General features: G+C 68.2%; 26 protein-coding genes. 13 read left to right on the top strand and 13 right to left on the bottom strand.

What is annotated here, in order from left to right; translation table 11 throughout:
- Positions 1-3,885 (bottom strand): multifunctional oxoglutarate decarboxylase/oxoglutarate dehydrogenase thiamine pyrophosphate-binding subunit/dihydrolipoyllysine-residue succinyltransferase subunit, encoded by a 3,885-nt coding sequence (locus ACIA12_RS30200; RefSeq protein WP_396370568.1) that lies wholly within the window; start codon positions 3,883-3,885, stop codon positions 1-3.
- Between the two features lie 413 nt (positions 3,886-4,298).
- Positions 4,299-4,703 carry a DUF3052 domain-containing protein gene (locus tag ACIA12_RS30195; RefSeq protein WP_396370567.1) on the bottom strand — a complete coding sequence of 135 codons (405 nt, stop codon included), beginning with the start codon at positions 4,701-4,703 and terminating at the stop codon, positions 4,299-4,301.
- A gap of 49 nt (positions 4,704-4,752) precedes the next feature.
- Between ACIA12_RS30195 and ACIA12_RS30190 the strand changes: the two genes are divergently transcribed.
- Entirely contained in the window at positions 4,753-5,424 is a 672-nt protein-coding gene (locus tag ACIA12_RS30190; RefSeq protein WP_396370566.1) for a FadR/GntR family transcriptional regulator, read from the top strand.
- Positions 5,425-5,469: 45 nt separating this feature from the next.
- On the opposite strand, the gene ACIA12_RS30185 is transcribed toward ACIA12_RS30190, so the two are convergent.
- Positions 5,470-6,321: a hypothetical protein gene (locus ACIA12_RS30185; RefSeq protein ID WP_396370565.1), complete on the bottom strand. Its 852-nt coding sequence runs from the start codon at positions 6,319-6,321 to the stop codon at positions 5,470-5,472.
- Between the two features lie 183 nt (positions 6,322-6,504).
- Here ACIA12_RS30185 and ACIA12_RS30180 point away from each other — a divergent pair, with 183 nt between their 5' ends.
- Both ACIA12_RS30180 and ACIA12_RS30175 read left to right on the top strand, forming a co-directional pair.
- Entirely contained in the window at positions 6,505-6,918 is a 414-nt protein-coding gene (locus tag ACIA12_RS30180; protein ID WP_396370564.1) for a VOC family protein, read from the top strand.
- A gap of 182 nt (positions 6,919-7,100) precedes the next feature.
- Positions 7,101-8,681: an ABC-F family ATP-binding cassette domain-containing protein gene (locus ACIA12_RS30175; protein WP_396370563.1), complete on the top strand. Its 1,581-nt coding sequence runs from the start codon at positions 7,101-7,103 to the stop codon at positions 8,679-8,681.
- A 4-nt stretch (positions 8,682-8,685) separates the two neighbouring features.
- Here the strand turns inward: ACIA12_RS30175 and ACIA12_RS30170 are convergent, their stop codons facing one another.
- From ACIA12_RS30170 to ACIA12_RS30140, 7 genes are all read right to left on the bottom strand, one after another.
- Entirely contained in the window at positions 8,686-9,222 is a 537-nt protein-coding gene (locus ACIA12_RS30170; protein ID WP_396370562.1) for a GNAT family N-acetyltransferase, read from the bottom strand.
- Between the two features lie 48 nt (positions 9,223-9,270).
- Complete coding sequence (locus ACIA12_RS30165) at positions 9,271-9,753, bottom strand: hypothetical protein (protein WP_396370561.1); 483 nt, start codon at positions 9,751-9,753, stop codon at positions 9,271-9,273.
- A 61-nt stretch (positions 9,754-9,814) separates the two neighbouring features.
- Complete coding sequence (locus ACIA12_RS30160) at positions 9,815-10,312, bottom strand: hypothetical protein (RefSeq protein ID WP_396371174.1); 498 nt, start codon at positions 10,310-10,312, stop codon at positions 9,815-9,817.
- A gap of 94 nt (positions 10,313-10,406) precedes the next feature.
- A complete protein-coding gene (locus tag ACIA12_RS30155) occupies positions 10,407-11,237 on the bottom strand; it encodes a phospholipase D-like domain-containing protein (protein WP_396370560.1) in 831 nt (276 codons plus the stop codon).
- 76 nt (positions 11,238-11,313) lie between these two features.
- The gene (locus ACIA12_RS30150) at positions 11,314-12,279 is read right to left on the bottom strand and encodes an aldo/keto reductase (RefSeq protein WP_396370559.1); all 966 of its coding nucleotides are present in this window, start codon (positions 12,277-12,279) and stop codon (positions 11,314-11,316) included.
- Positions 12,276-13,124: an SDR family NAD(P)-dependent oxidoreductase gene (locus tag ACIA12_RS30145; protein ID WP_396370558.1), complete on the bottom strand. Its 849-nt coding sequence runs from the start codon at positions 13,122-13,124 to the stop codon at positions 12,276-12,278. Before ACIA12_RS30145 ends, ACIA12_RS30150 begins: the two co-directional genes overlap by 4 nt.
- On the bottom strand, positions 13,121-14,455 hold the full coding sequence (locus ACIA12_RS30140; RefSeq protein WP_396370556.1) for an L-fuconate dehydratase: 1,335 nt from the start codon (positions 14,453-14,455) through the stop codon (positions 13,121-13,123). Before ACIA12_RS30140 ends, ACIA12_RS30145 begins: the two co-directional genes overlap by 4 nt.
- Before the next feature lie 273 nt (positions 14,456-14,728).
- On the opposite strand from ACIA12_RS30140, the gene folP reads away from it, so the two are divergent.
- From folP to ACIA12_RS30115, 5 genes are all read left to right on the top strand, one after another.
- Positions 14,729-15,541 carry a dihydropteroate synthase gene (folP, locus tag ACIA12_RS30135; protein WP_396371173.1) on the top strand — a complete coding sequence of 271 codons (813 nt, stop codon included), beginning with the start codon at positions 14,729-14,731 and terminating at the stop codon, positions 15,539-15,541.
- Entirely contained in the window at positions 15,541-16,278 is a 738-nt protein-coding gene (locus tag ACIA12_RS30130; protein WP_396371172.1) for a pyrimidine reductase family protein, read from the top strand. The genes folP and ACIA12_RS30130 overlap by 1 nt, the downstream gene beginning before the upstream one ends.
- A gap of 2 nt (positions 16,279-16,280) precedes the next feature.
- A complete protein-coding gene (locus ACIA12_RS30125; RefSeq protein WP_396370555.1) occupies positions 16,281-17,018 on the top strand; it encodes a class III extradiol dioxygenase subunit B-like domain-containing protein in 738 nt (245 codons plus the stop codon).
- Positions 17,019-17,103: 85 nt separating this feature from the next.
- Positions 17,104-17,244 carry a hypothetical protein gene (locus tag ACIA12_RS30120; RefSeq protein ID WP_396370554.1) on the top strand — a complete coding sequence of 47 codons (141 nt, stop codon included), beginning with the start codon at positions 17,104-17,106 and terminating at the stop codon, positions 17,242-17,244.
- Positions 17,241-18,032, top strand: a complete 792-nt coding sequence (locus ACIA12_RS30115; RefSeq protein WP_396370553.1) for a hypothetical protein — start codon at positions 17,241-17,243, stop codon at positions 18,030-18,032. Before ACIA12_RS30120 ends, ACIA12_RS30115 begins: the two co-directional genes overlap by 4 nt.
- 49 nt (positions 18,033-18,081) lie before the next feature.
- Here ACIA12_RS30115 and ACIA12_RS30110 read toward each other — a convergent pair whose 3' ends face one another.
- Positions 18,082-18,567, bottom strand: coding sequence for a hypothetical protein (locus ACIA12_RS30110; RefSeq protein ID WP_396370552.1), 486 nt, complete (start codon positions 18,565-18,567; stop codon positions 18,082-18,084).
- Positions 18,568-18,962: 395 nt separating this feature from the next.
- Between ACIA12_RS30110 and ACIA12_RS30105 the strand changes: the two genes are divergently transcribed.
- Entirely contained in the window at positions 18,963-19,625 is a 663-nt protein-coding gene (locus tag ACIA12_RS30105) for a hypothetical protein (protein WP_396370551.1), read from the top strand.
- Here the strand turns inward: ACIA12_RS30105 and ACIA12_RS30100 are convergent.
- Complete coding sequence (locus ACIA12_RS30100) at positions 19,615-20,691, bottom strand: FAD-dependent oxidoreductase (RefSeq protein ID WP_396370550.1); 1,077 nt, start codon at positions 20,689-20,691, stop codon at positions 19,615-19,617. The genes ACIA12_RS30105 and ACIA12_RS30100 overlap by 11 nt on opposite strands.
- Positions 20,692-20,967: 276 nt before the next feature.
- Between ACIA12_RS30100 and ACIA12_RS30095 the strand changes: the two genes are divergently transcribed.
- From ACIA12_RS30095 to egtD, 4 genes are read left to right on the top strand one after another with little or no spacing between them, the layout of a single operon-like run.
- A complete protein-coding gene (locus ACIA12_RS30095) occupies positions 20,968-22,266 on the top strand; it encodes a glutamate-cysteine ligase family protein (RefSeq protein ID WP_396370549.1) in 1,299 nt (432 codons plus the stop codon).
- Positions 22,263-23,597, top strand: a complete 1,335-nt coding sequence (egtB, locus tag ACIA12_RS30090; RefSeq protein WP_396370548.1) for an ergothioneine biosynthesis protein EgtB — start codon at positions 22,263-22,265, stop codon at positions 23,595-23,597. Before ACIA12_RS30095 ends, egtB begins: the two co-directional genes overlap by 4 nt.
- Positions 23,597-24,364, top strand: coding sequence for an ergothioneine biosynthesis protein EgtC (gene egtC, locus ACIA12_RS30085; protein ID WP_396370547.1), 768 nt, complete (start codon positions 23,597-23,599; stop codon positions 24,362-24,364). The genes egtB and egtC overlap by 1 nt, the downstream gene beginning before the upstream one ends.
- The gene (egtD, locus tag ACIA12_RS30080; protein ID WP_396370546.1) at positions 24,361-25,362 is read left to right on the top strand and encodes an L-histidine N(alpha)-methyltransferase; all 1,002 of its coding nucleotides are present in this window, start codon (positions 24,361-24,363) and stop codon (positions 25,360-25,362) included. Before egtC ends, egtD begins: the two co-directional genes overlap by 4 nt.
- Here egtD and ACIA12_RS30075 read toward each other — a convergent pair whose 3' ends face one another.
- A complete protein-coding gene (locus ACIA12_RS30075) occupies positions 25,363-26,781 on the bottom strand; it encodes an MFS transporter (protein WP_396370545.1) in 1,419 nt (472 codons plus the stop codon).
- Positions 26,782-26,873: the final 92 nt, after the last annotated feature.

The following is a 26,873-nucleotide window of genomic DNA, read 5'->3' as shown; positions in this document are numbered from 1 at the left end:
TCAGCTGAAGGCCTGCTTCATCAGCGTCGCCTGCTCGGCGACGTGCACGCCGTGCGAACCGACCGACGTCGCGGACATGGCCGGCCGGGACACCCGGTAGAACGGCTTGCCGCCCAGGTGCTCGGTCAGGTTCAGCGCCATGAACGGCCACGGACCCTGGTTGGCCGGCTCGTCCTGCACCCAGCGGATCTCCTGCAGGTTCGGGTACTTCGCCAGCTGCGCCTTGATCTCCTCGGCCGGCAGCGGGTACAGCTGCTCGATCCGCAGTACCGCCGTGCTGATCTTGTCCGGCTCGGCCTTCTTCCGCTCGGCCAGCAGGTCGTAGATGATCCGGCCCGAGGACAGGATGACCCGCTCGACGGCGGCCGGGTTCTGCTCGGCCTCCGCGTCGCCCAGCACCGGGTGGAACGTACCGCTGGTCAGCTCCTCCGGCTGCGACACCGCTGCCTTCAGCCGGAGCAGCTGCTTCGGCGTGAAGACGATCAGCGGGTTGTGCTCCTCCTGCAGCGTGTGCCGCCGCAGCAGGTGGAAGTACGACGCGGGCGTCGACGGCTGGGCCACCGTCATCGCGTTCTCCGCGCACAGCGCCATGAAGCGCTCGATCCGGGCCGACGAGTGGTCGGGGCCCTGGCCCTCGTAGCCGTGCGGCAGCAGCAGCACGACGCCGGACTTCTGGCCCCACTTCGCCTCACCGGCCGAGATGTACTCGTCGATGATCGACTGGGCGCCGTTCACGAAGTCACCGAACTGCGCCTCCCACAGCACCAGCGCGTCCGGCCGGGCCACGGAGTAGCCGTACTCGAAGCCGAGCGCGGCGTACTCGCTGAGCAGCGAGTCGTAGACGTAGAAGTTCGCCTGCTGTTCGTCCAGGTTCTGCAGCGGGACGTAGTCCTGGCCGTTCACCCGGTCGATGACCGCGGCGAACCGCTGGACGAACGTGCCGCGGCGGCTGTCCTGACCGGCGAGCCGGACCGGACGACCGGCGAGCAGCAGCGAACCGAACGCGGTGATCTCGGCAGACGCCCAGTCGACCGGGCCTTGCGTGATCGCCGCGGCCCGGCGCTGCAACTGCGGCATCACCTTCGGGTGCGCGGTGAAGCCCTCCGGCAGCGTGGTGTATGCGTCGGCGATCTTCTTCAGCACCTCGGGCGTGGTCGCGGTCGCGTCCGGGCCCTCCGGCTTGTCGGGGTAGACCGGGACGGTGACGTACGGCGCCGGCGTGTCGGGCTGGCTCTTCGCCTCCCGTACCTCGGTGAAGACCCGCTCGAGCCGCTGCTGGAAGTCGCGCATCGCCTGCTCGGCCTCTTCGACCGTGATGTCGCCACGGCCGATCAGGGCCTCGGTGTACAGCTTGCGGACCGACCGCTTCTGCTCGATCAGGTCGTACATCAGCGGCTGCGTGAACGACGGGTCGTCGCCCTCGTTGTGACCGCGACGGCGGTAGCAGACCAGGTCGATGACGACATCCTTGTTGAACGCCTGGCGGTACTCGAAGGCCAGGTCCGCGACCCGGATGCAGGCCTCGGGGTCGTCGCCGTTCACGTGGAAGATCGGCGCCTGGACCATCCGGGCCACGTCGGTGCAGTACATCGACGAGCGCGACGAGGCCGGCGAGGTGGTGAAGCCGACCTGGTTGTTGACGATCACGTGGATCGTGCCACCGGTCCGGTACCCGCGCAGCTGCGACAGGTTGAGCGTCTCGGCCACCACGCCCTGACCGGCGAACGCCGCGTCACCGTGGACCAGCACCGGGAGTACCGGGAAGGCAGCGCCCTGGTCGAGGATGTCCTGCTTGGCCCGGACGATGCCCTCGAGGACCGGGTCGACGGTCTCCAGGTGCGACGGGTTCGCCGCCACCGAGACCTTGATCTTGTCGCCGAACTCGGAGACGAACTCGCCCTCGGCGCCCAGGTGGTACTTGACGTCACCGGAGCCCTGAACGGTCCGCGGGTCGATGTTGCCGTCGAACTCGCGGAAGATCTGCCCGTACGACTTGCCGACGATGTTGGCCAGCACGTTCAGCCGGCCGCGGTGCGCCATCCCGATGGTGACCTCGTCGAGGCCGGCCCCGGCGGCCTCCTCGCACAGCTCGTCGAGCAGCGGGATGGTGGTCTCGCCACCCTCCAGCGAGAACCGCTTCTGGCCGACGTACTTGGTCTGCAGGAAGGTCTCGAACGCCTCGGCCTCGTTCAGCTTGGCCAGGATCCGGAGCTGCTCCTCGCGCGGCGGCTTGGTGTGCGGCCGCTCGACCCGCTCCTGGATCCACTTGCGCTGCTCGGGGTCCTGGATGTGCATGTACTCGATACCGGTGGTCCGGCAGTACGAGTCGCGCAGGATGCCGAGGATGTCGCGCAGCTTCATGAACCGGCGGTCGCTCTGCTCGCCGAAGGAGCCGGTGGCGAACTCGCGGTCCAGGTCCCACAACGTCAGCCCGTGGGTGGCGACGTCCAGGTCGGGGTGGCTGCGCTGCTTGTACTCCAGCGGGTCGGTGTCGGCCATGATGTGGCCGCGCACCCGGTACGCGTGGATCAGCTCGAGGATGCGGGCCTGCTTGCTGATGTCCTCCTCGTGGCTGTGCGGGAGGTCGGCGGCCCAGCGGATCGGCTCGTACGGGATCCGCAGCGACTGGAAGATCTCGTCGTAGAAGCCCTCGTCGCCGAGCAGCAGCCGGTGCAGCCGGCGCAGGAACTCACCCGACTGGGCGCCCTGGATGATCCGGTGGTCGTAGGTCGAGGTCAGCGTCATCACCTTGCTGACCGCGAGCTTGGCCATCGTCTCCTCGGCCGCGCCCTGGTACGCCGAGGGGTAGTCCATCGCGCCGACGCCGACGATGCAGCCCTGGCCGCTCATCAGCCGCGGCACCGAGTGCTGGGTGCCGATCGTGCCGGGGTTGGTCAGGCTGATCGTGGTGCCCTGGAAGTCGGGCAGCGCGAGCTTGTTGTCCCGGGCCCGGCGGACGACGTCCTCGTAGGCCATCCAGAACTGGGCGAACGTCATCGACTCGGCGGCCTTGATCGACGGCACCAGCAACTGCCGGGTGCCGTCCGGCTTCTGCATGTCGATGGCCAGGCCGAGGTTGATGTGCTCGGGCTGGACCAGCGTCGGCTTGCCCTCGGTCACGTCGTACGACGCGTTCATCTCCGGCAGCGTCTTGAGCGCCTTCACCAGGGCCCAGCCGACCAGGTGGGTGAACGAGATCTTGCCACCGCGGGCGCGGCGCAGGTGGTTGTTGATGACGATCCGGTTGTCGATCAGCAGCTTGACCGGCACCTCGCGAACGCTGGTCGCGGTCGGGACCGTGAGGCTGGTCTCCATGTTCTGCGCGGTCCGTGCGGGCGCGCCGCGCAGAATCCGCCGCTCTGCGTCCGCAGCGGTCGCGGGTGCGGGCTTGGGTTGCGCGCTGGTCGGCTGGTTCACCGTGCCTCCGGTCGGGACGCCGCCTCCGGCGGGCGCTGCCTTCTGTGGGGATGCTGCCGTCTGTGGGGATGCTGGGGTCTGCGGCTGCTTGGCGTGCTGCGCCGCTGTCGGCTGCTGGCCGGCGGCCGGCTGGGCCGGAGCCGGCGCGGCGGGAGCGGGGGCTGCTGCCGCTGCTGCCGCGGCGGGCTGGCTGGAGGACGGGGCCGCAGGCGCCGTACCGCGGCTGGGGGCCTCTGGCGTCTTGTTGTCCGACACCGCGTCCGGACGGGGAGCGTCGGCCGGGCTGGACGTCACCGGCTTCGCATCACCCGGGCTCTTCCCCTTGAAGCTGTCCGACTCGAAGTAAGCGATCCAGGCCGGGTCCACCGACTTCGGATCGGAGAGGTAGCTCTCGTACATCTCGTCGGCCAGCCATTCGTTCGCACCGAAGGCTGCAAAGGGGTCAGATGGTGATGGCTCGGTGGCCACTGGGCAGTTCGCCTCTTCCGATCGGGTCAGATACCACGGGTTATGTCTGTGGGAGTTATGAGGGACTCCCGAGGGCAAGGCTAATAGCTGCCGCAACAGATCCGCAGCCCGGGATCACCGGACCAGTCGATCGAGTGGTTGGCGCCCGCGCGGTTGACCGATCGAGGGCTGAAACACTGCCGTGGCAGGTGTTCCAGCGATTGGTTCGCCCGGCCCGGCCGCCGGGAACTGGACTGACGGTGGATTGACTGCCGGACCCGTTGCAGGGGTGGGGTTCCGGCGGACGTTCCGGTCTACCGGCGACGGTCCGGGGAGCCTTGCTGGCCACAGTATGCAGCCGGGTGATCGCCGGTGGTGAAGGGCTTCTCGTAGTACGAATGTGGCCAACGTCACTCACCGGATCAGTCCAGTTCTCATCGATTGGCCAGCCGGCGGACCAGTTTGAGCCCGGACCAGGTGGCATCGATCGCACACACCTTCACGTCCACCACGCCGAGCGGCAGGGCCAGTTCGCGGACCCCGTTCTCGTCCAGATCGGTCGGTACGCCGGAAGCGCGCTTCGGCCAGGCGACCCAGATCATCCCGGCCGTGGTGGTTCTCGGCAGGAGTAGGGGAAGCCGGGCCGCGAGCCGGGCGCGATCCGGGCAAAAGGCAAGGATCACGTCGTACTGCGCCCTGCCGGGGCGCGTGAGCAGCCTGACGGCTTGGGGCAGGCCTTCGATCGTGAAGCCGGGCGGGGCGTTGTCGAGCACCACCGTGTGCTCAGGCTTGATCCCGAGCTTCGCGGCAAGCGGCTTCCCGGAGTACCCCTGTGTCATACCGTCGATTCTGGCCCCTCGCGACCGGCCGTAGCGGCATACTGACCGAATGGCGTTGACGGATGAGGCGATCGTCAAGATCAAGGACATGATCACCTCGGGGGAGTTGAGGCCGGGCGATCGGCTGCCCAAGGAGGCGGACCTCGCGGCCCGGCTGGGGTTGTCGCGCAACTCGCTGCGGGAGGCCGTGAAAGCGCTCACCCTGGTCAACGTGCTCGACGTCCGGCACGGCGACGGGACGTACGTGACGTCGCTCGACTCCGCGCATCTGCTCGACGCGCTCAGCTTCATGGTCGACCTGCACCAGGACGACTCGGTCCTGCAGTTCTTCGAGGTACGCCGGTTGCTGGAGCCCGGCGTCGCTGCCTTGGCCGCCGTCCGCATCACCCGCGAACAGTTGGCCGACCTCCGCCTCCTGACCAGCGACCTGAGCGCCGACGCGCCGATCGACGACCTCGTCGCCAACGACATGCGCTTCCACCGGGGAATCGCGGAGGCCAGTGGCAACGCCGTCGTCTGCTCACTCCTCGACGGCATCTCCGGCGCCACCCAGCGAGCCCGCATCTGGCGCGGCGTCACCCAGGCCGGCGCCGTCGAACGCACCCTCGCCGAACACACCGCCATCCTCGACGCCATCGAGGCCGGCGACACCGACGCGGCCCGCGCCTGGATGACAGCCCACATCTCCGGCGTAGAAACCTGGCTCCGCAAAGCCCGCTGAACCCAACAGCCAAGAGCAACAGACAGTCCCCGCTGCCACAGTGGTTCAGGCGGCTGCTCGTTGGAGGCGTTCTTCGGCTTGAGCCAGTACTTGGGTGAGGGCGATTGGTTGGCTGTTCCAGAGGTGTTCCGCGCGGGCGTTGTGGAGGGCGGGCCAGAGGCTGGCGGCCCAGGCGACTTCTTTCTCCTCCGGTGTGAAGCGGCGCCGGCGTTCGGCTTCGTAGGCGGTGATGAAGGCTTCGGAACTCCGGATCGGTGCCAGGGTTGGGGTTTCGGCGCTGGCGAAGGCACCGCATGCGGCTCCGACGAGGGCTGCTTCCGGGAGCCACGCGATGCTGTCCCAGTCGTGTACGGCGTACGGGCCGGCTGTGCTCCGGCGGAGGTTCTGGGATTCCCAGTCGGCGTGGCCGAGGACGCGGGGGAGGTGGTCGGCCGCCAGGAGCCGGGCGCGGGTGCGGGTTGCGATCGCGACCAGAGGTGGAGGGAGCCGGGTGGCGAGGGGCCGGTTGTCGTGGCGTTCGTTCGGCGGCCAGCTGCCGGGGCCGGCGTGATCCCAGTTCACCCATTCGGGGTTCGGCAGCGGAGGTACCAGTTGAAGTTGTTCGATGATCGCGGCGAGTTGCGCGTAGAGAGCGGCTGACTTCTCCGCGAGCGCAGGGCTGTCCCCGCGGACCATCTCGCCGCCGGGCCGCCACTCCTCCGCGTGAATCGCGACGTCGTCGACGTAGGTCGCGCTGGTCAGAGGCCGCGCGCAGGGAAAGCCGGCGTCGGCTGCGTGACGCTGGGCCGCGACGCAGGTCTTGGCCCGTCCGGTCGGATCTCTTCGCGATTTGATCACCACCTCGCGGCCGTCGTCCAGGCGGAGGCCTTGTACTTCGGACATCTGCGACGATGCCATCAGCCGCTCCACGGGCACCGCCGCCAGCTCTTGTCGGCACCAGGTCACGAGCCAGGGGGCGAAATCGGTCGGGGCCATGGAGAGACACAACCACAGGTCTCCGAGGGGCGTGTCGAGAATCCGGAATTGGTTCCGACGTTGTGGGTGACAGGGCGGTTGGCGACTGAGTGGAGGATGGGATCGATGGATGAGAAGAACCCCAGTGCTGAGGTTCGGCCGGGAGTGTTTTTGCTGGAGTTGGTGCTGGTGCCGGTGAGTGACATCGATCGGGCGAAGGCGTTCTACGCCGATCAGGCCGGGTTCACCGTCGACGTGGATGTCAGGCCGGCCGAGGGGGTGCGGTTCGTGCAGCTCACGCCGCCGGGGTCGTACTGCTCGATCACGCTCAGCGAGGGCCTGCCGCAGGCAGAGATGCCGGCTGGGTCGTTGCGGGGGCTGCATCTTGTGGTCGCGGATATCGAGGCGGCGCGGAAGGAGCTGATCGGTCGGGGTGTCGACGTCGCGCCGGTCGAGGACCTGGGTGGGGTGTTCTATGCCTGGTTCGCCGATCCGGACGGGAACACGTGGACGCTTCAGCACATGCCCTGGCGCAAGTAGCTTGTTGCTTGGTGCAACTGATCGGAAATGGAGTTGAAGCGCGGGCGGGGCAGCGCCTACGCTTGTCATCGTCACATTGCCGGCGTCAGGGGTTCGGGTTGTCGAACTGAGATCTCTCTTCAGCAGCGGTTGATCGCCACCGATCGGTGGGCGGTCTCGTTCGAGATCTCGGAGCACACCCCATGTCTTTCTCTTTGACCTGTACTGACCTCTCTTTCGCCTGGCCGGACGGCGACGTGCTGTTCGACGGGCTGACCTTCGTGGCGGGACCCGTACGGTCCGGGCTGGTCGGGCGCAACGGCGCCGGCAAGTCCACCCTGCTGCGGCTGATCGCCGGACGCCTCACTCCGCAACGCGGGGCGATCCGGGTCAGCGGCGAACTCGGGTACCTGCCGCAGGACCTCACTCTCGACACGTCGCTGCGGGTCGACCAGGCGCTCGGCATCGACGGGATCCGGGCCGCGATCACCGCGATCGAGGCCGGCGACGCGACCGAGCAGAACTTCGCGATCGTCGGCGACGGCTGGGACGTGGAGGAGCGTGCCGACGCCATGCTCGGCAAACTCGGCCTCGGCGCGATCACCCTCGACCGCAGCGTCGGCGAACTGTCCGGCGGCGAGACCATCCTGCTCGGGCTGGCTGCTGAGTTGCTCAAGCGTCCCGACGTACTGCTGCTCGACGAGCCCACCAACAACCTCGACCTGCGCGCCCGCAAACACCTGTACGACGCGGTCGACGCCTTCCGTGGCGCGTTGCTGATCATCAGCCACGACCGTGAGTTGCTCGACCGGGTCGACCAGATCGGGGATCTGCGCAAGGGCGAGCTGACCTGGTACGGCGGCAACCTCACGGCGTACGAGGAAGCTGTCGCGGCGGAGCAGGAGGCGGCCGAGCGGATGGTCCGCGCAGCCGAGTCCGACCTGAAGAAGCAGAAGCGCGAACTGGCCGAGGCGCGGATGAAGATGGACCGCCGACGGGCGGCCGGTCAGCGTGCCTTCGAGCAGGGCGGCATCCCGAAGATCGTCGCGGGGAACCTGAAACGCAACGCGCAGGTGTCGGCGGCCAAGCACATCGGCATGCACAGCGACCGGCTCGACACGGCCGCGAGCGCGCTGGCCGAGGCGGAGGAGAAGGTTCACGACGACGACACGATCCGCGTCGACCTGCCGAAGACCACTGTGCCGGCCGGGCGGATCGTAGTACGGCTGGAAGATTATGTACTCCGAACCGGCCTGCACGCCGACCTGGAGATCCGCGGCCCCGAGCGCATCGCCCTGACCGGCCCGAACGGCGCCGGCAAGAGCACCCTGCTCCACGCCATCGCCGCGGACGACAAGCCGCTCGTCCCGTGGCGCCTGCTGCCCCAGCGTCTAGACCTGCTCCAGGACTCCTTGTCTGTGGTGGAAAACCTGGCCCTGCTGGCCCCCAGCACGGAGAACCAGTACCGCCGCTCCCGCCTCGCCCGCTTCCTCTTCCGAGGCCGGGCCGCGGACCAGCCGGTCAGCACCCTCTCCGGCGGCGAACGCTTCCGCGCAACCCTCGCCGCGCTGCTGCTCGCCGAGCCTCCACCCCAACTCCTGATGCTCGACGAACCCACCAACAACCTCGACCTGGCCAGCGTCGCCCAACTCCAAGACGCCCTGGCCTCCTACAACGGCGCCCTGGTGATCGCCAGCCACGACCTCCCCTTCCTCCGCGAAATCGGCATCACCCGCTGGCTCCACCTGGACCACAACGAACTAACCGAAATCGAACCGCTCTAGCTTTTCACCGAGGCAGTTCGGCGGCGCACAACACCTGTTCGGCGCCGAACTCCTCGAAGCGTTCGACCTCGACGAACCCCAACTTCTCCAGCAGCCGCAGCGACGCCACGTTGGCCGACTGAGTACCGGCAACAACCTTCTCGTCCGGTACGACGGTTGGCAGCCAGCGCAACACCGCACCAACCGCCTCCTGCGCATAACCCTTCCCCCAGTGCTCCGGCAGCAACAGATAACCGATATCGAGCGCCCTACCCATCGCCCCCGGCCAGTCGTCGTCTCGTCGCTTCAAGCTGACCGCGCCCACAAACTCGCCCGATGCGACTTCCCGAACGACAAACGACCCATGCGTGAGCCCGTACGGCGCCCGCACAGCTGCCTCGGCCTGCTCGCGCGACATCGCCCCACCCAAATACCTGTACGCCTCCACCGACGACAACAACCCGACCAGCCCATCCCGATCGAGTTCCCGCGCTTCCCGAAGTACCAGCCGCTCCGTCCCCAACTCCTCCACAGGCCACCTGTCCAACACCAGCTCAGCCACCCCAAGTCACCTCACAAGCTTGTCGTCGGCATCAACCAGGGCAGGTGCTCATGCGAGTAGCTGTTCGAGGGCGGGTGGGAGGGGAAGGTCCAGGGAGGCGAGGAAGTCGGCGGTTTTGACCTCGACGTAGATCTCGGAGTCGGGGAGGTCTTCGTCGTCTTCCCCGTCCTCGTCTTCGAGATCGAAGGTGTCATGGTCTTCGGCCAGGTAGGGGAGCAGTTCTGCTCGTTTGGATCCTGCGGCTGCCGGGTCCGCGGTGGGGGTGTGGTTGGTCCACCAGGTGGTGAGGGCGGTGGCTTCTCGGGTGGTGTCGGTGCGGGAGTCGTCGTCCTCGGACTCGAAGTACATGCGAGGGGTGTACCCGAGGTAGGCAACGCCGGTGCCGTCGTACTCCGGGCTGTACCTGACGACGGTGAAGTCGCTGTCGTGGATGTCAATCAGCAGCCAGGCGCCGGCCACCTCGACCGCCTGCTCCGGATCGTGCTCGGTCCATTGCTCACCGGCATACAGGTACGTACCGAAGAACCCCACGGTGTTTCCTCCCCAGGTCAAAGCTTCCGGGGCGAAACGATAGCGAGTGGAGTCGCACCCCTCACGTTGCGGTCGCCGGGAGGGCGGCGCCGTTGTGCTTGAAGAGGATCCACTCGAGTTGGCCGGCGTCGATATCGAGGCCCGTTTCGGAGAGTTCGCCGGACCATCGATGCACTGCTTCCACGTAGGCGGAGTATCGGCGGCTCCACAGGCGGCTTCCGGCGAGAGCACGAGTACTTGTGTTCAGAGTCCTGTTGAGAGTTCGAAGGACCCGGTCATCGAGAATGAGCGGCTGCCAGGATCGGTCCGGAACGTAGCCGGCGAAGGCGAACCACTTGGTGAAGAACGAGCGCCGAATTCCCGGCACTCGCCACGCCTGGTAGGCACGCTCCAACGAGCCGCCCTCCAGGGCATCGGCTGACCTCAGTCGCTCGGCGGCTGAGGTCAGCATCTGGTGGGTGGCTTCGGGACGCGCAAGAGCCCAACCGGTATGCCGAATTGTTCGACTGTCCATCCGTCCTGATCCCCAGGCCATGACCAGTACGAGTGCCTGGCGAATGCGCTCTCCCAGTGGGCCGGCCGGATTTCCACGGCATGCTGGTGGCGGGCACTGTACGCGTCGGCAAGCACAGCCAGGCCTGCTGGTCGGGCGGTCATACGAGGGACCATGCTCGGAGGATTTCGGAGATCACTTGGGGGTCCTTGATCCAGCGGCCGACGGGCATCTTGCGGCCGTCGCCCACTGCTGCGCGGACGGGTTCGTAGGGCAAGGAGTCGAGGGTTGAATCGGTGAGGAGGAGCAGCCAGCGGCGCTTGCTGCGAGGGATGGTGATCGTGTCGACGACCTGTTGCGGTGCTGCGAGCTCATAGTTGTCGTCGAGCTCCGAGAGTTGGCAGATGAGGTCGCCGGGTTCGGGTAGTGGGCCGGTACCGCTCCATTCGAACTCCTCGTAATAGAACCGTGGAGGGAAGAGCGAGGAGCGCCTGGCTCGGCGGCGTGCGGCACCGAGTGCTTTGCGGGCTGTTGGAGGTGGCGGTGCGGCAGCTTCGGACTCGACGAGCATCAGGCGGCTGATCTCTTCGTCGGCGTTGTTGTGAAGGTCTTGGATGAACTCCGTCAATGACTCGCGGGTTCGGCGGTCGTCGGTGACGACGACGGCTTCTCTCAACCTCTCGACGGCAGCGCGCGAGGCGTTCGCCGAGCCGATGGCGGCCAGCCGGCTGGTGACGAAAACCTTGGCATGCAGGCCCGGGAAACTGCGCACATCCACCCCCGCGTCCAGCAGCTCTCCGATCGCTGCTGGATCCGTGCCACCGGTTGCGACGGTCTTCGGCTCGGCGTCGACCACCAGCAGATCATCGCGGCGCAACGGCAGAAGATCCGCGCGGGTTACGTATGCCGCCGCCGCAAGCCTGTCCTCGCCGTGGTCGAGCAACGGCGTGAGCTCGCCCCAGACGTTCTCTCCAGCCAACACCCTGGCCATTCGGTCCCCCTCCAAGAGACCAGGATTCTCGCCTAACCAGAGGCAATGCGCGAGCGCGCGATCCACCCCCAGAGATTCAGCCGGGCGTGGGGGCGTCTTCGCGGAGGAGGTTGGCTGACTTGAGGTCGGACCAAACTGCTGCCGGTACTTCGGTACGCGCAAGGGCTGCGTTGGCGTGGACCTCGGTGGCGGTGCGGCAGCCGACGGCGATGCCGGCTACGGCGGGGTGGGCGAGGGGGAATTTGAGGGCTACCGCGGGGAGGGTGACGCCGTGGGACTCGCAGATGTCGGCTAGTTTGTTGGCCTTTTCGAGCAGGGCGGGCGGGGCCGGGGCGTAGTTGAAGGTGGCGTCGGCGGCTGGGCGGGGCTGGGAGAGGAGGCCGGAGTTGAAGATGCCGACGGCAACGACCTGGACGTCGTTCGCGACACAGGCCGGGAGGACGTCGTCGAGGCCGTCGGGGTCCAGCAGGGTGTAGCGGCCGGCGAGCATGATGACGTCGATGTCGACCTGCTCGACGAAGCGGGTCAGCATCGCGGTCTGGTTCATGCCGGAACCGATGGCGCCGATCACGCCCTGGTCGCGCAGCTCGATCAGCGTCGGGAACGCGGTGGCGACGGCCTCGTCGTAGTGGTCGTCGGGGTCGTGGACGAAGACGACGTCGAGCCGGTCGACGTCAAGGCGGCGCAGCGAGTCCTCGATGCTCTTGAGCACACCGTCGCGGGTGAAGTCCCAGCGGCGGCGGCGCTTGGTGACGACGGCGAAGCCTTCGTCGTCCGGAGCGGGGGTGTCGGCTTCGTAGATGATGCGGCCGACCTTCGAGGACAGCACGTACTCCGAACGCGGCTTGCCCGCGAGTCCGGCGCCGAGACGTTCCTCAGCCAGCCCGAGGCCGTAGTGCGGGGCGGTGTCGAAGTACCGCCAGCCCTCGTCCCACGCAGCCTGGACGGTCGCGACCGCCTCGGCGTCGGCGACGGGGGAGAAGAGCCCGGCGAGCGGAGCGCCGCCCAGCCCGATCCGGTTGTCATCCGCGAAAAGCTTCACGACCGAACCTCCGACGCCGAGCTCGAACCCGCACCCGGAGCTGCAGCCGCCCCCGCAGACGGAGCCGCAACCGCAGCTGCGGCCGGAGCAGCCGGGGCAGGGGGTGCTGGGAGGCGGAGGTTTTGCATGCCGCCGTCGACGGCGAGGGCGGTACCGGTGGTGGAGCCGGCCAGCGGGCTGGCCAGGTAGGCAATCGCAGCAGCGACCTCCTCGGCCGTCACCAGCCGGCCCATCGGCTGCCGGGCCTCCAGTGCAGCGCGCTCCGCAGCAGGATCAGTCGCCACATCCAGCAACCGCCCGACCCAAGGCGTATCCGCAGTACCAGGGTTGACGCAGTTGACGCGGATCCCCTCCCGCACATGATCCGCGGCCATCGCCATCGTCAACGCCAGTACCGCGCCTTTGCTCGCGCTGTACAACGCGCGGTTAGGCAACCCAGCCGTCGCCGCGATCGAGCACGTGTTGACGATCGCTGCAGCCGACGACCGCCGCAGGTACGGCAGCGTCGCGCGGGTGACCCGGGCGATCCCGACGACGTTCACGTCGAGCACCCGATGCCACTCGTCGTCATCGTTGCCCGCGACCGTCCCCTGCGCGCCGATCCCGGCGTTGTTGATCAGGATGTCGATCCCGCCGAGCTGCAACGCGGCGGCCGACACCGCGTCGCGGACCGAGCTGTCATCGCTCACATCCGCCGCGATCCCCTTCAGCGGCGCAGGCACGTCCGGCTTCAGGTCGAAGACGATCACCTCGGCGCCACGGCTCGCGAGCAGCGTGGCCGCGGCCAGCCCGATCCCTGAAGCTCCTCCGGTCACCACGGCCTTCAGACCAGCGAAATCCGTCACTTATCGCTCTCTTTCCTCAAGTCGGCCTTAGTCAGCTCAGTCCAGATCTTGCCAGCCGGGTACCGGTAGTCGGCCAAGGTGCGGGCGTCCATCTCGGCGCTGAACCCCGGCCGCAGCGGCGCGACGTAGTTGCCGTCCTTGATCACCACCGGCTCCAGGAAGTGCTCGTGCAGATGGTCGACGAACTCGATCACCCGGTTCTCGGTACTGCCGCTGACCGCGACCAGGTCGAACATCGACAGGTGCTGCACCAGCTCACACAGTCCTACCCCACCAGCATGCGGGCACACCGGTACGCCGAACTTCGCCGCCAGCAGCAAGATGGCGATGTTCTCGTTCACGCCGGCCACCCGGGCCGAGTCGATCTGGACGAACGACAGCGACTCCGCCTGCAGCAACTGCTTGAACACGACCCGGTTCTGCACGTGCTCGCCGGTCGCGACCCGGATCGGCGCGACGGCACGGGCGATCGCGGCGTGCCCGAGGATGTCGTCCGGGCTGGTCGGCTCCTCGACCCACCACACGTCGAACGGTTTCAGCGCCTCGATCCAGGGGATCGCGTCGGCGACGTCCCAGCGCTGGTTCGCGTCGATGGCGATCCGGATGTCCGGTCCGACCGTCTCCCGGGCCAGCCGCATCCGGCGGATGTCGTCCTCGAGGTTCGCGCCGACCTTCAGCTTGATCTGGGTGAACCCCTCGGCGACGGCCTCACGGCACAGCCGGACCAGCTTGGCGTCGTCGTACCCGAGCCAGCCGGGCGTGGTCGTGTACGCCGGGTAGCCCTGCTCGCGCAGCAGCTTCTCCCGCTCGGCGCGACCGGGCTGAGCGGCGTACAGGATCTCCAGCGCCTCGTCGCGGGTGAGGGCGTCGGTGAGGTAGCGGAAGTCGACCAGATCGACGATCTGCTCGGGGGAGAGGTCCGACAACAGCTTCCACAGCGGTACTCCGGCCCTCTTCGCGGCCAGGTCCCAGACCGCGTTGACGACCGCGCCGATGGCCATGTGCATGACGCCCTTCTCGGGCCCGAGCCAGCGCAGTTGCGAGTCGTGCACCAGCGACTTCCAGAACCCGCCGAGGTCGTCCAGCGTCGCGTCGACGTCGAGCCCGACGACGTGGTCGCGCAGCGCCTCGATTGCGGCGGTCTGCACCTCGTTGCCGCGACCGATCGTGAAGGCGAAGCCGTGGCCCTCCAGCCCGTCGCCGGCGTCGGTGCGGATGATCAGGTACGCCGCGGAGTAGTCCGGGTCGGCGTTCATCGCGTCGGAGCCGTCCAGGTCCAGCGACGTGGGGAAGCGGACGTCGTACGTCTCGACCTCGGAGAAGCGCGGCATGCAGAGACCCGTTTCTGGCAGTGATCCGATCTGTCCCGTAGATCCTATAGGATATGTGGGTCAGTGCACACCGGTTGACCTATTTAATTCACCTGCTCAAGAAAACGCAATGGATAGAGTCGGCGCGTGGCTGACGACGAGGCTGGCGGCAGAACCGGGCGCGACGCCGAGAGCGGTGCCGAGGACCGTGCCGGGGGTCGTGCCGAGGGTGGGGCCGGCGATGGGGTGCTGCGGCTGGGCGGGCGCAGTTTCGGGCCGGGGGAGTTCGCCGTGATGGCGATCGTGAACCGGACGCCCGACTCCTTCTTCGACGGCGGCGCGACCTACGCGACCGAGGCGGCGCTCGAGGCGATCGACCGGGCCGTCGCGGACGGCGCCGACGTGGTCGACGTCGGCGGGGTCAAGGCCGGGTACGGCGAACCCGTCAGCGAGACCGAGGAACTCCGCCGGACCGTCGACTTCGTGGCCGATGTGCGCTCGCGGCACCCCGAACTGATCATCAGCGTGGACACGTACCGAAGCGGAGTGGCCCGGCGCGTCGGCGAGGCCGGCGCCAACCTCATCAACGACACCTGGTCAGGCTCCGATCCCGAGCTCGCCGGCGCGGCAGCCGAGGTCGGCGCGGGACTGGTCTGCAGTCACGTCGGCGGACTCGCGCCGCGGACCGATCCGCACCGGATGGCGTACGACGACGTGGTCGCCGACGTCATCCGCACGACGACAGCCCTGGCCGAGCGCGCCGTCGCGGCCGGCGTCCGGCGGGACGCGATCGTGATCGACCCGACCCACGACTTCGGCAAGAACACCTGGCACTCGCTGGAGGTGACGCGCCGGGTCGACGAGCTGGCCGCGACCGGCTGGCCGGTGCTGGTGGCGCCGTCCAACAAGGACTTCCTTGGTGAAAGCCTTGATTTACCGTCTGGAAGAAGGGGGCCGGCGACGATGGCCGCGGTCAGCGTGATGGCCTGGTTAGGCGCCCGGGTCTTCCGGGTACACGACGTCGCCGGAGTCCGGCAGGCGCTCGACCTGATCGCCGTTCTGCAGCGGACGAAACAGCCCGCCTACACGCGAAGGAGCCTGGTGTGATGTATCGCTGGTCCGTCCAGGGCAAGGAGCTGACCGGCGAGGAGCTGATCGCCGCGTACGCCGTACCGGACCGCTCGTCGCGTCGATTGAGGGTCAACTTCGTCACGAGCATCGACGGCGCGGTGACGCTGGACGGGTTGTCCAGTGGGCTGTCGAGCAAGGACGACCAGAACGTGCTCGGGTTGTTGCGTCAGCTCGCGGATGTCGTGTTGGTCGGCGCCGGGACGCTGCGGGCCGAGCAGTACAACGGGCTGCGGTTGGGCAAGGCGCGTCGCGAGTGGCGTGCGGCGCAGGGCCTGCCGGAGAACCCGGTGCTGGCGGTTGTTTCGGCACGGCTCGATCTGAGTGCTGGTAGCTCGGTGTTCACCGAGGCGCCGGTGCGGCCGATCGTGATCACTTGCGAGTCGTCGCCCGCGGATCAGCGCAAGGCGTTGGCGGAGGTCGCCGACGTACTGGTCTGCGGTGATGACGCGGTCGATCTGACCAAGGCGGTCGACGCTCTGGTCGAGCGTGGGCTGCCGCAGATCGTGTGTGAGGGCGGTCCGCATCTGCTGGGGTCGTTGACTTCGGCGGATCTCGTGGACGAGATGTGCCTGACGGTCTCGCCGTTGCTGGCCGGGCCGGGGGCCCGGCGGATCACGGACGGGATCGCGTCGACGCAGGTCCACCAGCTTTCGCCGCTGCAGGTGCTCAATGGCGACGACGGCTATCTCTTCCTGCGGTACGGAAGGAACTGAGGGTGCCTGTCGTCGCGGCCGCGGTCTGCCCGCATCCACCACTCCTCATCCCCGAGCTCGCCTCCGGCGCCGCCTTCGAACTCGATCCACTTCGCGCCGCCTGCTTCGCCGCCGTCGATCGCCTGGCCGACGCGGACACACTGGTGATCGTCGGCTCGGGGCCTTCGACGGGCACCCGGTACGACGCGTCCGCCGCCGGCAGCTTCGGCCCGTACGGCGCCCCGCAGGTGACCGTCGGCGGCCCGGCCCCGGGCTCGGGCTCAGGCTCGGTGTCCGGTTCGGTTTCGGGCTCCGGTACGCCGGTACTGCCGCTGGCACTCGCCGTCGGCGCCTGGCTCGTCGAGCAGAGCAAAGCAGCCGACCTGCCGCGGACCTCGATCACCGTGGCCGCGTCGGCCACCCCGGCGGAGTGCCTCGCGCTGGGCCAAGAGCTTGCTCATGGCAACGAACGGATCGCCCTGCTGGTGATGGGCGATGGCTCAGCGCGACGCAGCGATCACGCCCCGGTACATCTCCACCCACGCGCCGAGATCTTCGACAGTACGGTCGCCGCCGCGCTGGAGCTGGCCGACACGGAGACGCTCGCCGCGCTCGACCCCGACCTCGCGACCGAACTCCACGCCGCCGGCCGAGCCCCTTGGCAGGTACTCGCCGGAGCGGCCTCAGGTCTCCGCGGGCAACTCGGCTACCACGCCGCGCCGTACGGGGTCGGCTACTTCGTCGCGAGCTGGGCACTTTAAGGGTTTCTGAAGCCTCCGGCGGAATCTGTCGGGTAGGGGCCGGTTCGAATCGGGCCGGCCTCCAGATTCCAAGGGGGAGAAGAGGATGCCTGACAAGGACAAACCGGTGGAGACGGGCAACTACCCGGCACCGGAGGACGGCGCGCAGGACCAGGTCGTGCAGACCCGGCTGCCGCAGTACGACGAGGATCTGGTGGACGGTGCGACGCTGGAGTCCGACTCATGACCGGCACGGTGCGGGACCTGCTCACCTGGGCGGCGGCGCAGGTGCGGACGATGGAGCATCCGCTCGGCTCGAACAAGAACCCGTACGCGGCCAAGGCGGGTCATGCGAACGGCCAGGCGTGGTGCGCGACGTTCCTGGTCGCGGGCTGGAAGGTCAACAAGGTGCCGCTGGTGGCGGGGACCGACACCGCGTTCACCCCGACGATGCAGGCCGGCTTCAAGAATGCGGGCCGGCTGTTCAACAGCCCGCGGGCCGGTGATGTCGGCTTCCTGTTCGACCGTGACCTGGGCCGGATCGCGCATGTCTTCTTCGTCGAGCGGGTCGAGGGTGACTTCGTCAAGACGATCGAGGGCAACACGAATCTGGACGGCAGCAGGACCGGCGTCGGGGTGTTCCGGCACAGCCGGCGCTGGACCGGGGGCGCGACGATGATCCGTGGGTTCGGCCGCCCGAACTACAAGGCGGTCGGCCGTGCGACTGCTGTGCGGCCCGGCGTGCCGACGGTGTCGCTGGCGAGGGTGATCGCTGCGGCCAAGAAGGACGCACCGGGTCCCGATGGTGCGACCTCGTTCCCGGCGGAGGTCCGGGTCGTGGAGGCCGCGCTGGTGGCCGAAGGACTGCTGTCGCCGGCCTTCGCCAAGGACGGTTCGTTCGGCACGGTCACGATCAAGGCGTACGCGCAGTTCCAGCGCAGGATGGGCTTCACCGGCAAGGACGCGAACGGCATCCCCGGCCCGGACTCGCTGAAGCGGCTGGGCCTCAAACACGGCTTCAAGTCCGTGGCGTAGCAGCGTCTCGGCTGTCGCGTGGCAGCCTCCGGGGCGTCGCGTGGGGGCTTCAGGGTTGTTGCGTGAGTACTTCGGGCCAGCGGGTCGCGGTGGCTGCCAGGTCATCGTGGCCCGCTTCGGCCAGCTGGTTGACGAGTTCGACCCGGGCGGCCCGCACCGCGTCGGCGGCTTGCTCGGCGGTCGGGTAGGGGCCCGACCAGTTGCAGACTGCGTCACCGGCGTACCAGTCGCCTGTGCGCGACCGCCGTACCTGGGAAGCCGCCAACCGATCCGCCGGCAACGCATCCCCCCGCTCAGCAGCCACCTGCACCACCGCATCCACGGCAACCACGTCCGCCGTCAGATCAGTCAGCGGCCGCAGCTCGACAGCATCAGTACGAACGAACTCGTACCCAACCGGCGCCTGCCCAGCAATCCACTCGAAGGCCACATCCGCCAACTCACCCAACTGCCGGGCAAGGTCCGCATCCGCAATCGTCTGCACTCCCACCAGCCGCGGATCAGTCGGCCGCAGTTCCCCCTGACACCGCCGCATCAACATCTCCTCAGCGGTCGTCTGCCGCCGCCCAAGAATCCGCGACAACCCGACAACATCAAAGTTCAACTCATCCGGCGTCCGCTTGACCCCAGCCTCAAACGGCTCCCCCTCCACCGTCCCACGAGTAGTCCAAGGCCCGACATGCCAACGCTCCAACACCATCCCCCGACCTTACCCACGCAAAGCACCCTCGCCCCCCACCACACCTCAACCACCCCACCCGACCCGCCTTTAGACTGGTGTTATCCCGACAACAGGTGCTCCGGGGCGCCCGAGGTGTGAGCCGAACTGGTGTGTGTAAAGGGCGGTAGGCGGGAGGGCCGCTCGCGAGTCCTGCGATCGAGGACCCACGTAGACCGCACCGGACCCGGGCCGGATCGTAGGGTGGGTGTATGACGTTCACCGCGCGGCGCCTCGCGGACATGGTGGAGGGGGAGGTTTCCTGGCTGTCTGTCCGTGCTGCGTCGTCGGTGCCGGGGCCTGGGTGGATCTCCTGCGAGGCGTTGGTCGGGGAGCAGGCGGCGGGTGGGGATCCGACGTACGGGTGGCGTAAGGCTCTGCTGGACGACTACGGGCGCGAGTATGCGATCGAGCCGCCCGTGCAGGTCGCGGCGATGTTCGTGTTGATGTGGTACGTGTCGGTGCCGGCGATTGTTGCGGGGATCTCGACGGCGTTGACCGGGGTTTCGCCGGAGGTGTCGGCTGCGTCGCTTGCCTTCCGCAAGCATCCGACCGCGCACTATCCGATGGAGGTGGCGTTGCTGTCGGAGCGGATCGTGGGGCTGGAAGAGGCGGCTCGGCAGGTTGAGGAGCACACCCGGGCGTTCACGGACAGCTACCGCCCCGGCGTGAAGATGAGTTCTCGGCAGAAGCGCGGTGCGGTCGAGGACGAACTGCGGGCGGCTCTCCGGCTGCCTGAGGAAGCGGTACAGGCGGCGACAGCGGCTGAGGCCTTCAGGATCGACCTGGAGCAGAAGGTGCGTACGTCGTGCTGCTTCGTCTATGCGCTTCCCAACGTCAACCCCTGCAGCGGTTGTCCGCGCATCAAAGTCTGAAGACAGACGGTACCGATCCCGCGCCGGTCACCAGGTCGGTCAGATAGCGGGCGACCAGCGGTACGAACTTGAAGCCCTCGCCGTGGAAGCCGGCCGCGACACTGATCGGTCCGCGCCGGTCGATGACGAAGTCCCCCCGCACCGTGTTGTCGTAGAGACAGCTGATCGCCTCGGACCGCGCAACATCCACGCCCGGAAACCACTCCCGCACATACCCGATCAGCGCCGCATCCCGCGTCGGCTCCACCTCGAAGTCCCGCTCGTCGAGCGAGATCACCGGCCCGGTCGCATGCAACCCGACCTTCACCCCGCGCCCCTCCTCGAACACCCCGTACGCCGGAGTCGCCGCCCGCCGATGCACGAACACCGGCCACTCAACCGACTCATCCAGCGCAGCAAAGAACCGCGGCTGCTCCTGCGACGCCACAATCGCCGGTACCTCGACAACCCCATCCAGCACGCGCCCCGTCCAAGGCCCAGCAGTCACCACCAACTGCCCAGCCCGTACTACGCCAGCCCCCGTCTCCACCTCAACCCCATCCCCGACAACCCGTACTACGTGAGCCGCGCACCCATCCCGGAACTCAACCCCCAACGCCACCGCCGACTCCCGGATCGCCGCCAACGCCTGCGCAGCCAACGCCCGCCCCGACCCCGGCTGATACAGCACCCGCCCGTCAAACCGCATCCCCGGCCAGCGCTCGCCAGCGGCCTCCGGCGTCAGTACCTCGTGCTCCACCCCGTGCCGCCCAAGCAACTCAGCAGACTCCAAAACCTGCTGCTCGGACAGACCATGGTCCACACCCCCGACCAGGTCGAGCATCTGCACGCCGGTCGCACTCTCCAGCTCGTGCCAGAGCTCGCGGGACCTTGCTGCCCGCAACAGCTCACCCTCATCATCGATCGCCAGCCGAAACAGCCTGGTGCCACCATGCGACCCACCCCGGACATGCCCGAGCTCGTACTGCTCCAGCACCAGCACCTCACGCCCGGCCACCGCCAGTGCACGGGCCGCGGCCGACCCCATCGCGCCGGCGCCGATCACGACCACGTCGAAGGTCTGCATGCGTCCTTCCTACCCGTCCGGATTCCGCTCACCACGGCCGGGGTTTCGCTCAAAGCGGAACGGGCACCGGCGGCTCGTCGCGCGGTCCAGGCGGGGCTGACCGAAGCGCTACAAAAGGGTGCTTGCCGTGCGCGCGAATATTGTCGGTGGCCGCAGGCACGATGTCGATCATGAACTCGACACAGTGTTGGACAGCTCCGGCCCCCGCTGTCACGTCATCGAGGGGTAACCCACTATCGGTTGAACGCGCCCAGGGGCGCGGTTAGGTTCGCTGACGTGAGCGCGTCCGGCGAGTTCCCGGCGGCGACCCCGATCGGCTCCCGCGTGGAGGCAGAGGGCTACGTCGCGATGGTGTGTTTCAAGCACGGTCCTCCGCTGCTGCACGGCGTCGAGCTGGAGTGGACCGTTCATCATGCGGATGATCCGCATCGGCCTCTCGACGCCGACCGACTCAGCAACGCCCTGGGCGTGCACGCCCCCCCGACCCTGGTCCCCGGCAGCCCACAGCTGCCACTCGGCCGGGGTTCTCTGGTCACCGTCGAGCCGGGTGGCCAGGTGGAGATCTCCGGCCAGGCCTCGGACTCCATCCCCAGGCTGATCGACGACACGACGGCCGACGCCGCGCAGCTCACCCAGCTGCTCGCCGCCCAAGGCCTCGTGCCCGGACGGCACGGGCTCGACGCCTACCGCCCACCCCGCCGCATCCTGACCGTTCCCCGGTACGCCGCGATGGAGCGGGCCTTCGCACAGCTCGGTCCGCATGGGCCGCGGATGATGTGCAGCTCGGCCGGTCTGCAGGTCTGCCTGGACGCAGGCGAAGCGGACCAGACCGCACTGCGCTGGCGAGCACTCCACGACTTCGGCCCAGCCCTGGTCGCCTTGTTCGCCAATTCGCGCGACCGTGAAGGCAGCGACACCGGCTGGGCCTCCGCCCGCACCGAGGCAACCTTCGGTACCTGCGCCCCGTTCACCGAGCCGCCGCCGCTCGACGGTGATCCAGCCGAGTCCTGGGCCCGTACTGCGATGGAGGCACCGGTTCTCTGCCTCCGACGAGGCGACAGCTGGGACGCCCCCGCCGGCCTCACCTTCGGAGCCTGGGCCGATGGAGCCCTGGACGGCACCGGCCTGGCGAGCGGCCCCGGACCAGGCGGCACCGGCCTCGGTAGCTCTGGTGCTGATGATCCGCTCGGCGACAGACCGACGTACGGGGACTTGGAGTACCACTTGTCCACGTTGTTCCCGCCTGTGCGGCCGCGTGGGTACCTGGAGGTCCGTTACCTCGATGCGCAGGACGGCGACGGCTGGATCACGCCGACCCTGCTGCTGTCCGCCCTGATGTCAGACCCGGCCGTTACCGACCAAGCACTGGCCGCTGCCGCACCCGCGGCCGGTCGCTGGTTCCCCGCGGCGCGGGAAGGGCTGCACGACAAGCCCGTCCTGCAGGCCGCGCGGGATCTGGTCGAGCTGGCCACCGCCAACCTGAGCCGGACCGGAGTCGATCAAGACCTGATCACCGAGGCCGGCGAGCGACTGCACTACATCGTCGACGACACCCAGAGAAGGCGAGCTTCATGAACCACCAGTTGTCAGATCTGACCGCCGAGGGGCTGCGGTCGTTCGTCGCCGAGCAGCTCGAGCGTTCGCGCGGCCGGACCGTCCAGCTGACCGACGCGGTCGACACCGACGACCTGATCCGGCAGCACTCGAAGCTGATGTCGCCGCTGGTCTGGGACTACGCGCACATCGGCAACCAGGAAGAGCTCTGGCTGGTCCGCGACGTCGGCGGCCGCGACCCGGTCCGGCAGGACATCGACGAGCTGTACGACGCGTTCATGCACGCCCGGGCCGATCGCCCGTCGCTGCCGTTGCTCGGCCCGGCCGAGACCCGGCAGTACGTCGTCGAGGTGCGCGACAAGGTCCTCGACGTGCTCGACCACGTGAAGTTCGGCGGCGACCGGGAGCTGGTCGACAACGGCTTCGCCTTCGGCATGATCGTGCAACACGAGCAGCAGCACGACGAGACGATGCTCGCGACGCACCAGCTCCGCACCGGCGCGCCGGTGCTCGATGCGCCGGCTCCACCGCCCGGACGACGACTGGCCAAGGCCGAGGTGCTCGTGCCCGGTGGCGTCTTCGAGATGGGTACTTCGATCGAGCCGTGGGCTCTCGACAACGAGCGGCCTGCCCATCCGGTGCACGTCGATCCGTATGTGATCGACACTGCGCCGGTGAGCAACGGCGACTACCTCAAGTTCGTCACTGGTGGTGGGTATCAGGATCCGCAGTGGTGGTCGGAGGCCGGGTGGGCGCATGTGCAGAAGGCATCGCTCGTCGCGCCGCGGTTCTGGGAGCGCGAGGACGGCAACTGGGTGCGGACACGGTTCGGGCATCGGGAGTTGCTGCCGCTCGACGAGCCGGTGATGCACGTCTGCTTCTACGAGGCCGAGGCCTATGCGAAGTGGGCCGGCAAGCGGCTGCCGACCGAGGAGGAGTGGGAGTTCGCTGCTCGCTTCGACCCGGCGACCGGGCGGACGCGCCGCTTCCCTTGGGGCGATGAGAGCCCGGGTCCGCAGCACGCGAACCTCGGTCAACGGCATCTGCGCCCAGCGCCGATCGGGGCGTATCCGGCCGGTGCGTCGCCGCTTGGCGTCGAGCAGCTGATCGGTGACGTCTGGGAGTGGACGAGCAGCGACTTCAAGCCGTACCCGGGCTTCCGCGCGTTCCCCTACGACGAGTACTCGCTGGTCTTCTTCGGCAACGACTACAAGATGCTGCGCGGCGGCTCGTTCGGCACCGACGAGATCGTCGCCCGCGGCACCTTCCGCAACTGGGACTACCCCATCCGCCGCCAAATCTTCGCCGGCTTCCGCTGCGCCCGGGACCCCCGTCCGGAGGAACTGCGCTGATGTGCCGGCACCTGGCCTACCTGGGGCCGCCCGTCTCGTTGGCATCGCTGGTACTGGAACCACCGCATTCTCTTTACCGCCAGAGCTGGTCGCCTTCAGACATGCGCGGCGGCGGCTCGGTGAACGCCGACGGCTTCGGCATCGGCTGGTACGCCGAACCTGACGCCGGCCGCGGCCCCGCCGTACCGGCGCCTGTGCGGTATCGGCGGAGTGTGCCGATTTGGGCTGATGAGTCGTTGCCGGGGTTGGCTGCGTCGATCAGTTCGGGGGCGGTGCTGGCGGCGGTACGGAACGGGACGGTGGGGTCGCCGCTGACGGAGAGCGCCGTTGCGCCGTACACGAAAGACCAATGGTTGTTCAGTCACAACGGGCTGATCAGCGGTTGGCCGGGATCGGTGTCCAAGCTGGCAGAAGCTTTGCCGGTATCCGAGCTGCTGACCCTCGATGCGCCGATGGACTCCGCGCTGCTGTGGGCGCTCGTACAGGACCGCCTGCACCTCGGGGCGCCGGAGGCGGTGGCGTCGGTGGTACGGGATGTCGCCGCCGTGGCGCCTGACAGCAGGCTCAATCTGCTGCTGACCGATGGGGAGCAGATTGTCGCCACCACCTGGACGCATTCGCTCTGGGTCCGCCGCACCACAGACTCCGTAGCCGTCAGCTCCGAGCCCTGGACCACCGAAGGCTGGGAAGAGATCCCGGACCGGTCTTTGCTCTTGGCAACTAAAAGCACGCTAGCCGTCACCCCATTGCTGGAAGGACGACAGTGACATCGCTGACCCCACCCCACCACCCCGGACAGGGGACTTCAATAGACATCCACCTGACTCCGGACTACGCCGCTCGTGCTCTGCGGGAGGATGCCCGGGACGGACTGACGGCCGAGCCGAAGTGGCTCGCGCCGAAATGGTTCTACGACGCGCGGGGCAGCGAGCTGTTCGAGGAGATCACCCGGCTGCCGGAGTACTACCCGACCCGCGCCGAGCGGGAGATCCTCGACGCCCGCTCTGGCGAGATCGCCGAGCTGACCGGCGCGCACACGCTGGTCGAGCTCGGCTCGGGCTCCTCGGAGAAGACGCGCTTGCTGCTTGACGGCTTGCGCGACCACGGCACGCTGACCACGTTCGTACCGCTGGACGTCTCCGAGTCGGCGCTGCGCGAGGCCGCCGCCGCGATCAACACCGACTACCCGAGCCTCACCGTGCACGGCGTCGTCGGCGACTTCACCGAGCACCTCGACAAGCTTCCCGGCGAGGCGCCACGCGTGGTGGCGTTCCTCGGCGGGACGATCGGCAACCTTCTGCCCGACGAGCGCGCGGACTTCTACCAGTCTGTCCGCGACGTACTCGAGCCAGGGGAGTGGCTGCTGCTCGGCACCGATCTGGTGAAGGACCCAGCCACCCTCGTCGCGGCGTACGACGACAGCGCCGGCGTGACGGCCGAGTTCAACCGGAACGTTCTGCGGGTGCTGAACCGCCAGCTCGGCGCGGACTTCGACGTGGACTCGTTCAGCCACCGCGCGATCTGGGACCCGGAGAACGAGTGGATCGAGATGCACCTCCGGGCCGACCGCGCGATGAAGGTGCTCATCCCCGAGATCGGCCTCGAGGTGGACTTCGCCGAAGGCGAGGAGCTCAGCACCGAGGTCTCCGCCAAGTTCCGCCGCGACGGCGTCGAGGCGGAGCTCGACAAGGCCGGCTTCACGAACGGCGCCTGGTGGACCGACTCCGAGGACCGCTTCGCCCTCTCCCTGTGGCAGGCGGTCTGATCACAGCCGCCTCGGCAGGCGGGTGCTGATCGTCAGGTTCAGGAGGACCAGGGCGACTAGGGCGGCGACGGTCTCGGCCAGCGCCTTGCCCGGGTCGCCCTGTGCCGTCTCCAGGGACAGGAACAAGGTGCCGACCACGGCTGCGCCGAGCGCCAACGAGGCCTGCTGAAAGGTGACCAGTACGCCGCTGCCGACGCCGGCCCGGTCACCGGGGAGGTCGGCCAGCACGATCCGGAAGAACACCGGGATCTGTGAACCCGAGGCGATTCCCCACAGGGCGAGTGCGGGCGCGAAGTCGAGCGCCGTGAGGTTCGGCCAGCCGCGCAGGACGGTGAAGCCGAGCACGACCAGCGCGATCAGGTGGATGGACGCGGCCACGTGGATGACCCGGCTGCCGAAGCGGCCGATCAGGCGCGGGCTGATGAGCGAGGCGAGCAGGTGGGTGACCGCGAGCGGCGCCAGGGTGAGACCGGCCTGGATCGGGCCGAAGCGCAAGGCCTGTTGCAGGGCGATCGCCATCACGAACATGAAGCCGCCGAAGTTGATCGAGAACGGCACGAGGAGTCCGAGACCGAGCCGTACTCCGCTGAAGCCGAACAGACTCGGTGGGAGCAACGGGAGCCGGCCGGCTCGTTCTTGCCGGCGCTCGACGAAGAGCAGGGTGATGGCGGCGACCGGGCAGACGGCCAGGCAGAGCCAGGACCAGAGTGGCCAGCCTGCTGCCCGGCCTTCGCTGAGTGGTACCAGGAGAGCGGTCAGGGTGATGGCGAGGAGGACGGTACCGGCGAGGTCGACGGGTGCGGGGCGGTCGGAACGGGTGGCGGGGACCGTGCGCCAGGCGAGGACGAACGCGATCAGGCCGACGGGACCGTTGACGAGGAAGACGGCCCGCCAGCCCGCTCCACCGATGTCGGCGGCGACGAGCAGGCCGCCGAGGATCTGACCGGCCACCATCGCGAGTCCTGCCATCGCGCCGTACAGGCTGAGGGCGCGGTTGCGGCGGTCGCCGGCGGTGGTCGCGTGGAGGGTCGCGAGGACCTGTGGGTTGAGAAGCGCGGCCGACGCGCCTTGCAGGATGCGGGCTCCGACGAGCACGGATGCGTTCGGCGCGAGTCCACAAGCGATCGAGCTTGCAGTGAAGGCAGTCATCGCGATCAGCAACAACCTCCGTCGCCCGAAGCTGTCGCCAAGGCGTCCACCAAGCACCAGCAACACGGCGAAGGCCACGCCATACCCAGCCACCACCAGTTCCAGCAGAGCCGGACCAGCCCGCAACTCGCTACCCATCGAGGGCAGCGCGACGTTGACGATGAAGAAGTCGAGAATCGGCAGCGCTGCACAGAGCAGCAAGGCCAGCAGCCCGCCACCCGAGAGAATGGTGGGAATTACAGAGGTCGGGCGTTCGGCAACATCGGTCATGTGGTTGACGATCGCTTGGTTGTCAGGGTGGTACCAGAGCGTCTTTATCCTGGTACAAGAAGTACCTTGTACCAGGATTCTTGATGCGGCAT

This window comes from Kribbella sp. NPDC051620 (assembly GCF_044453825.1).
Lineage (GTDB): Bacteria > Actinomycetota > Actinomycetes > Propionibacteriales > Kribbellaceae > Kribbella.
The sequence above is the reverse complement of the archived record's forward strand: the minus strand, read 5'-3'. Positions and strand labels throughout refer to the sequence as shown.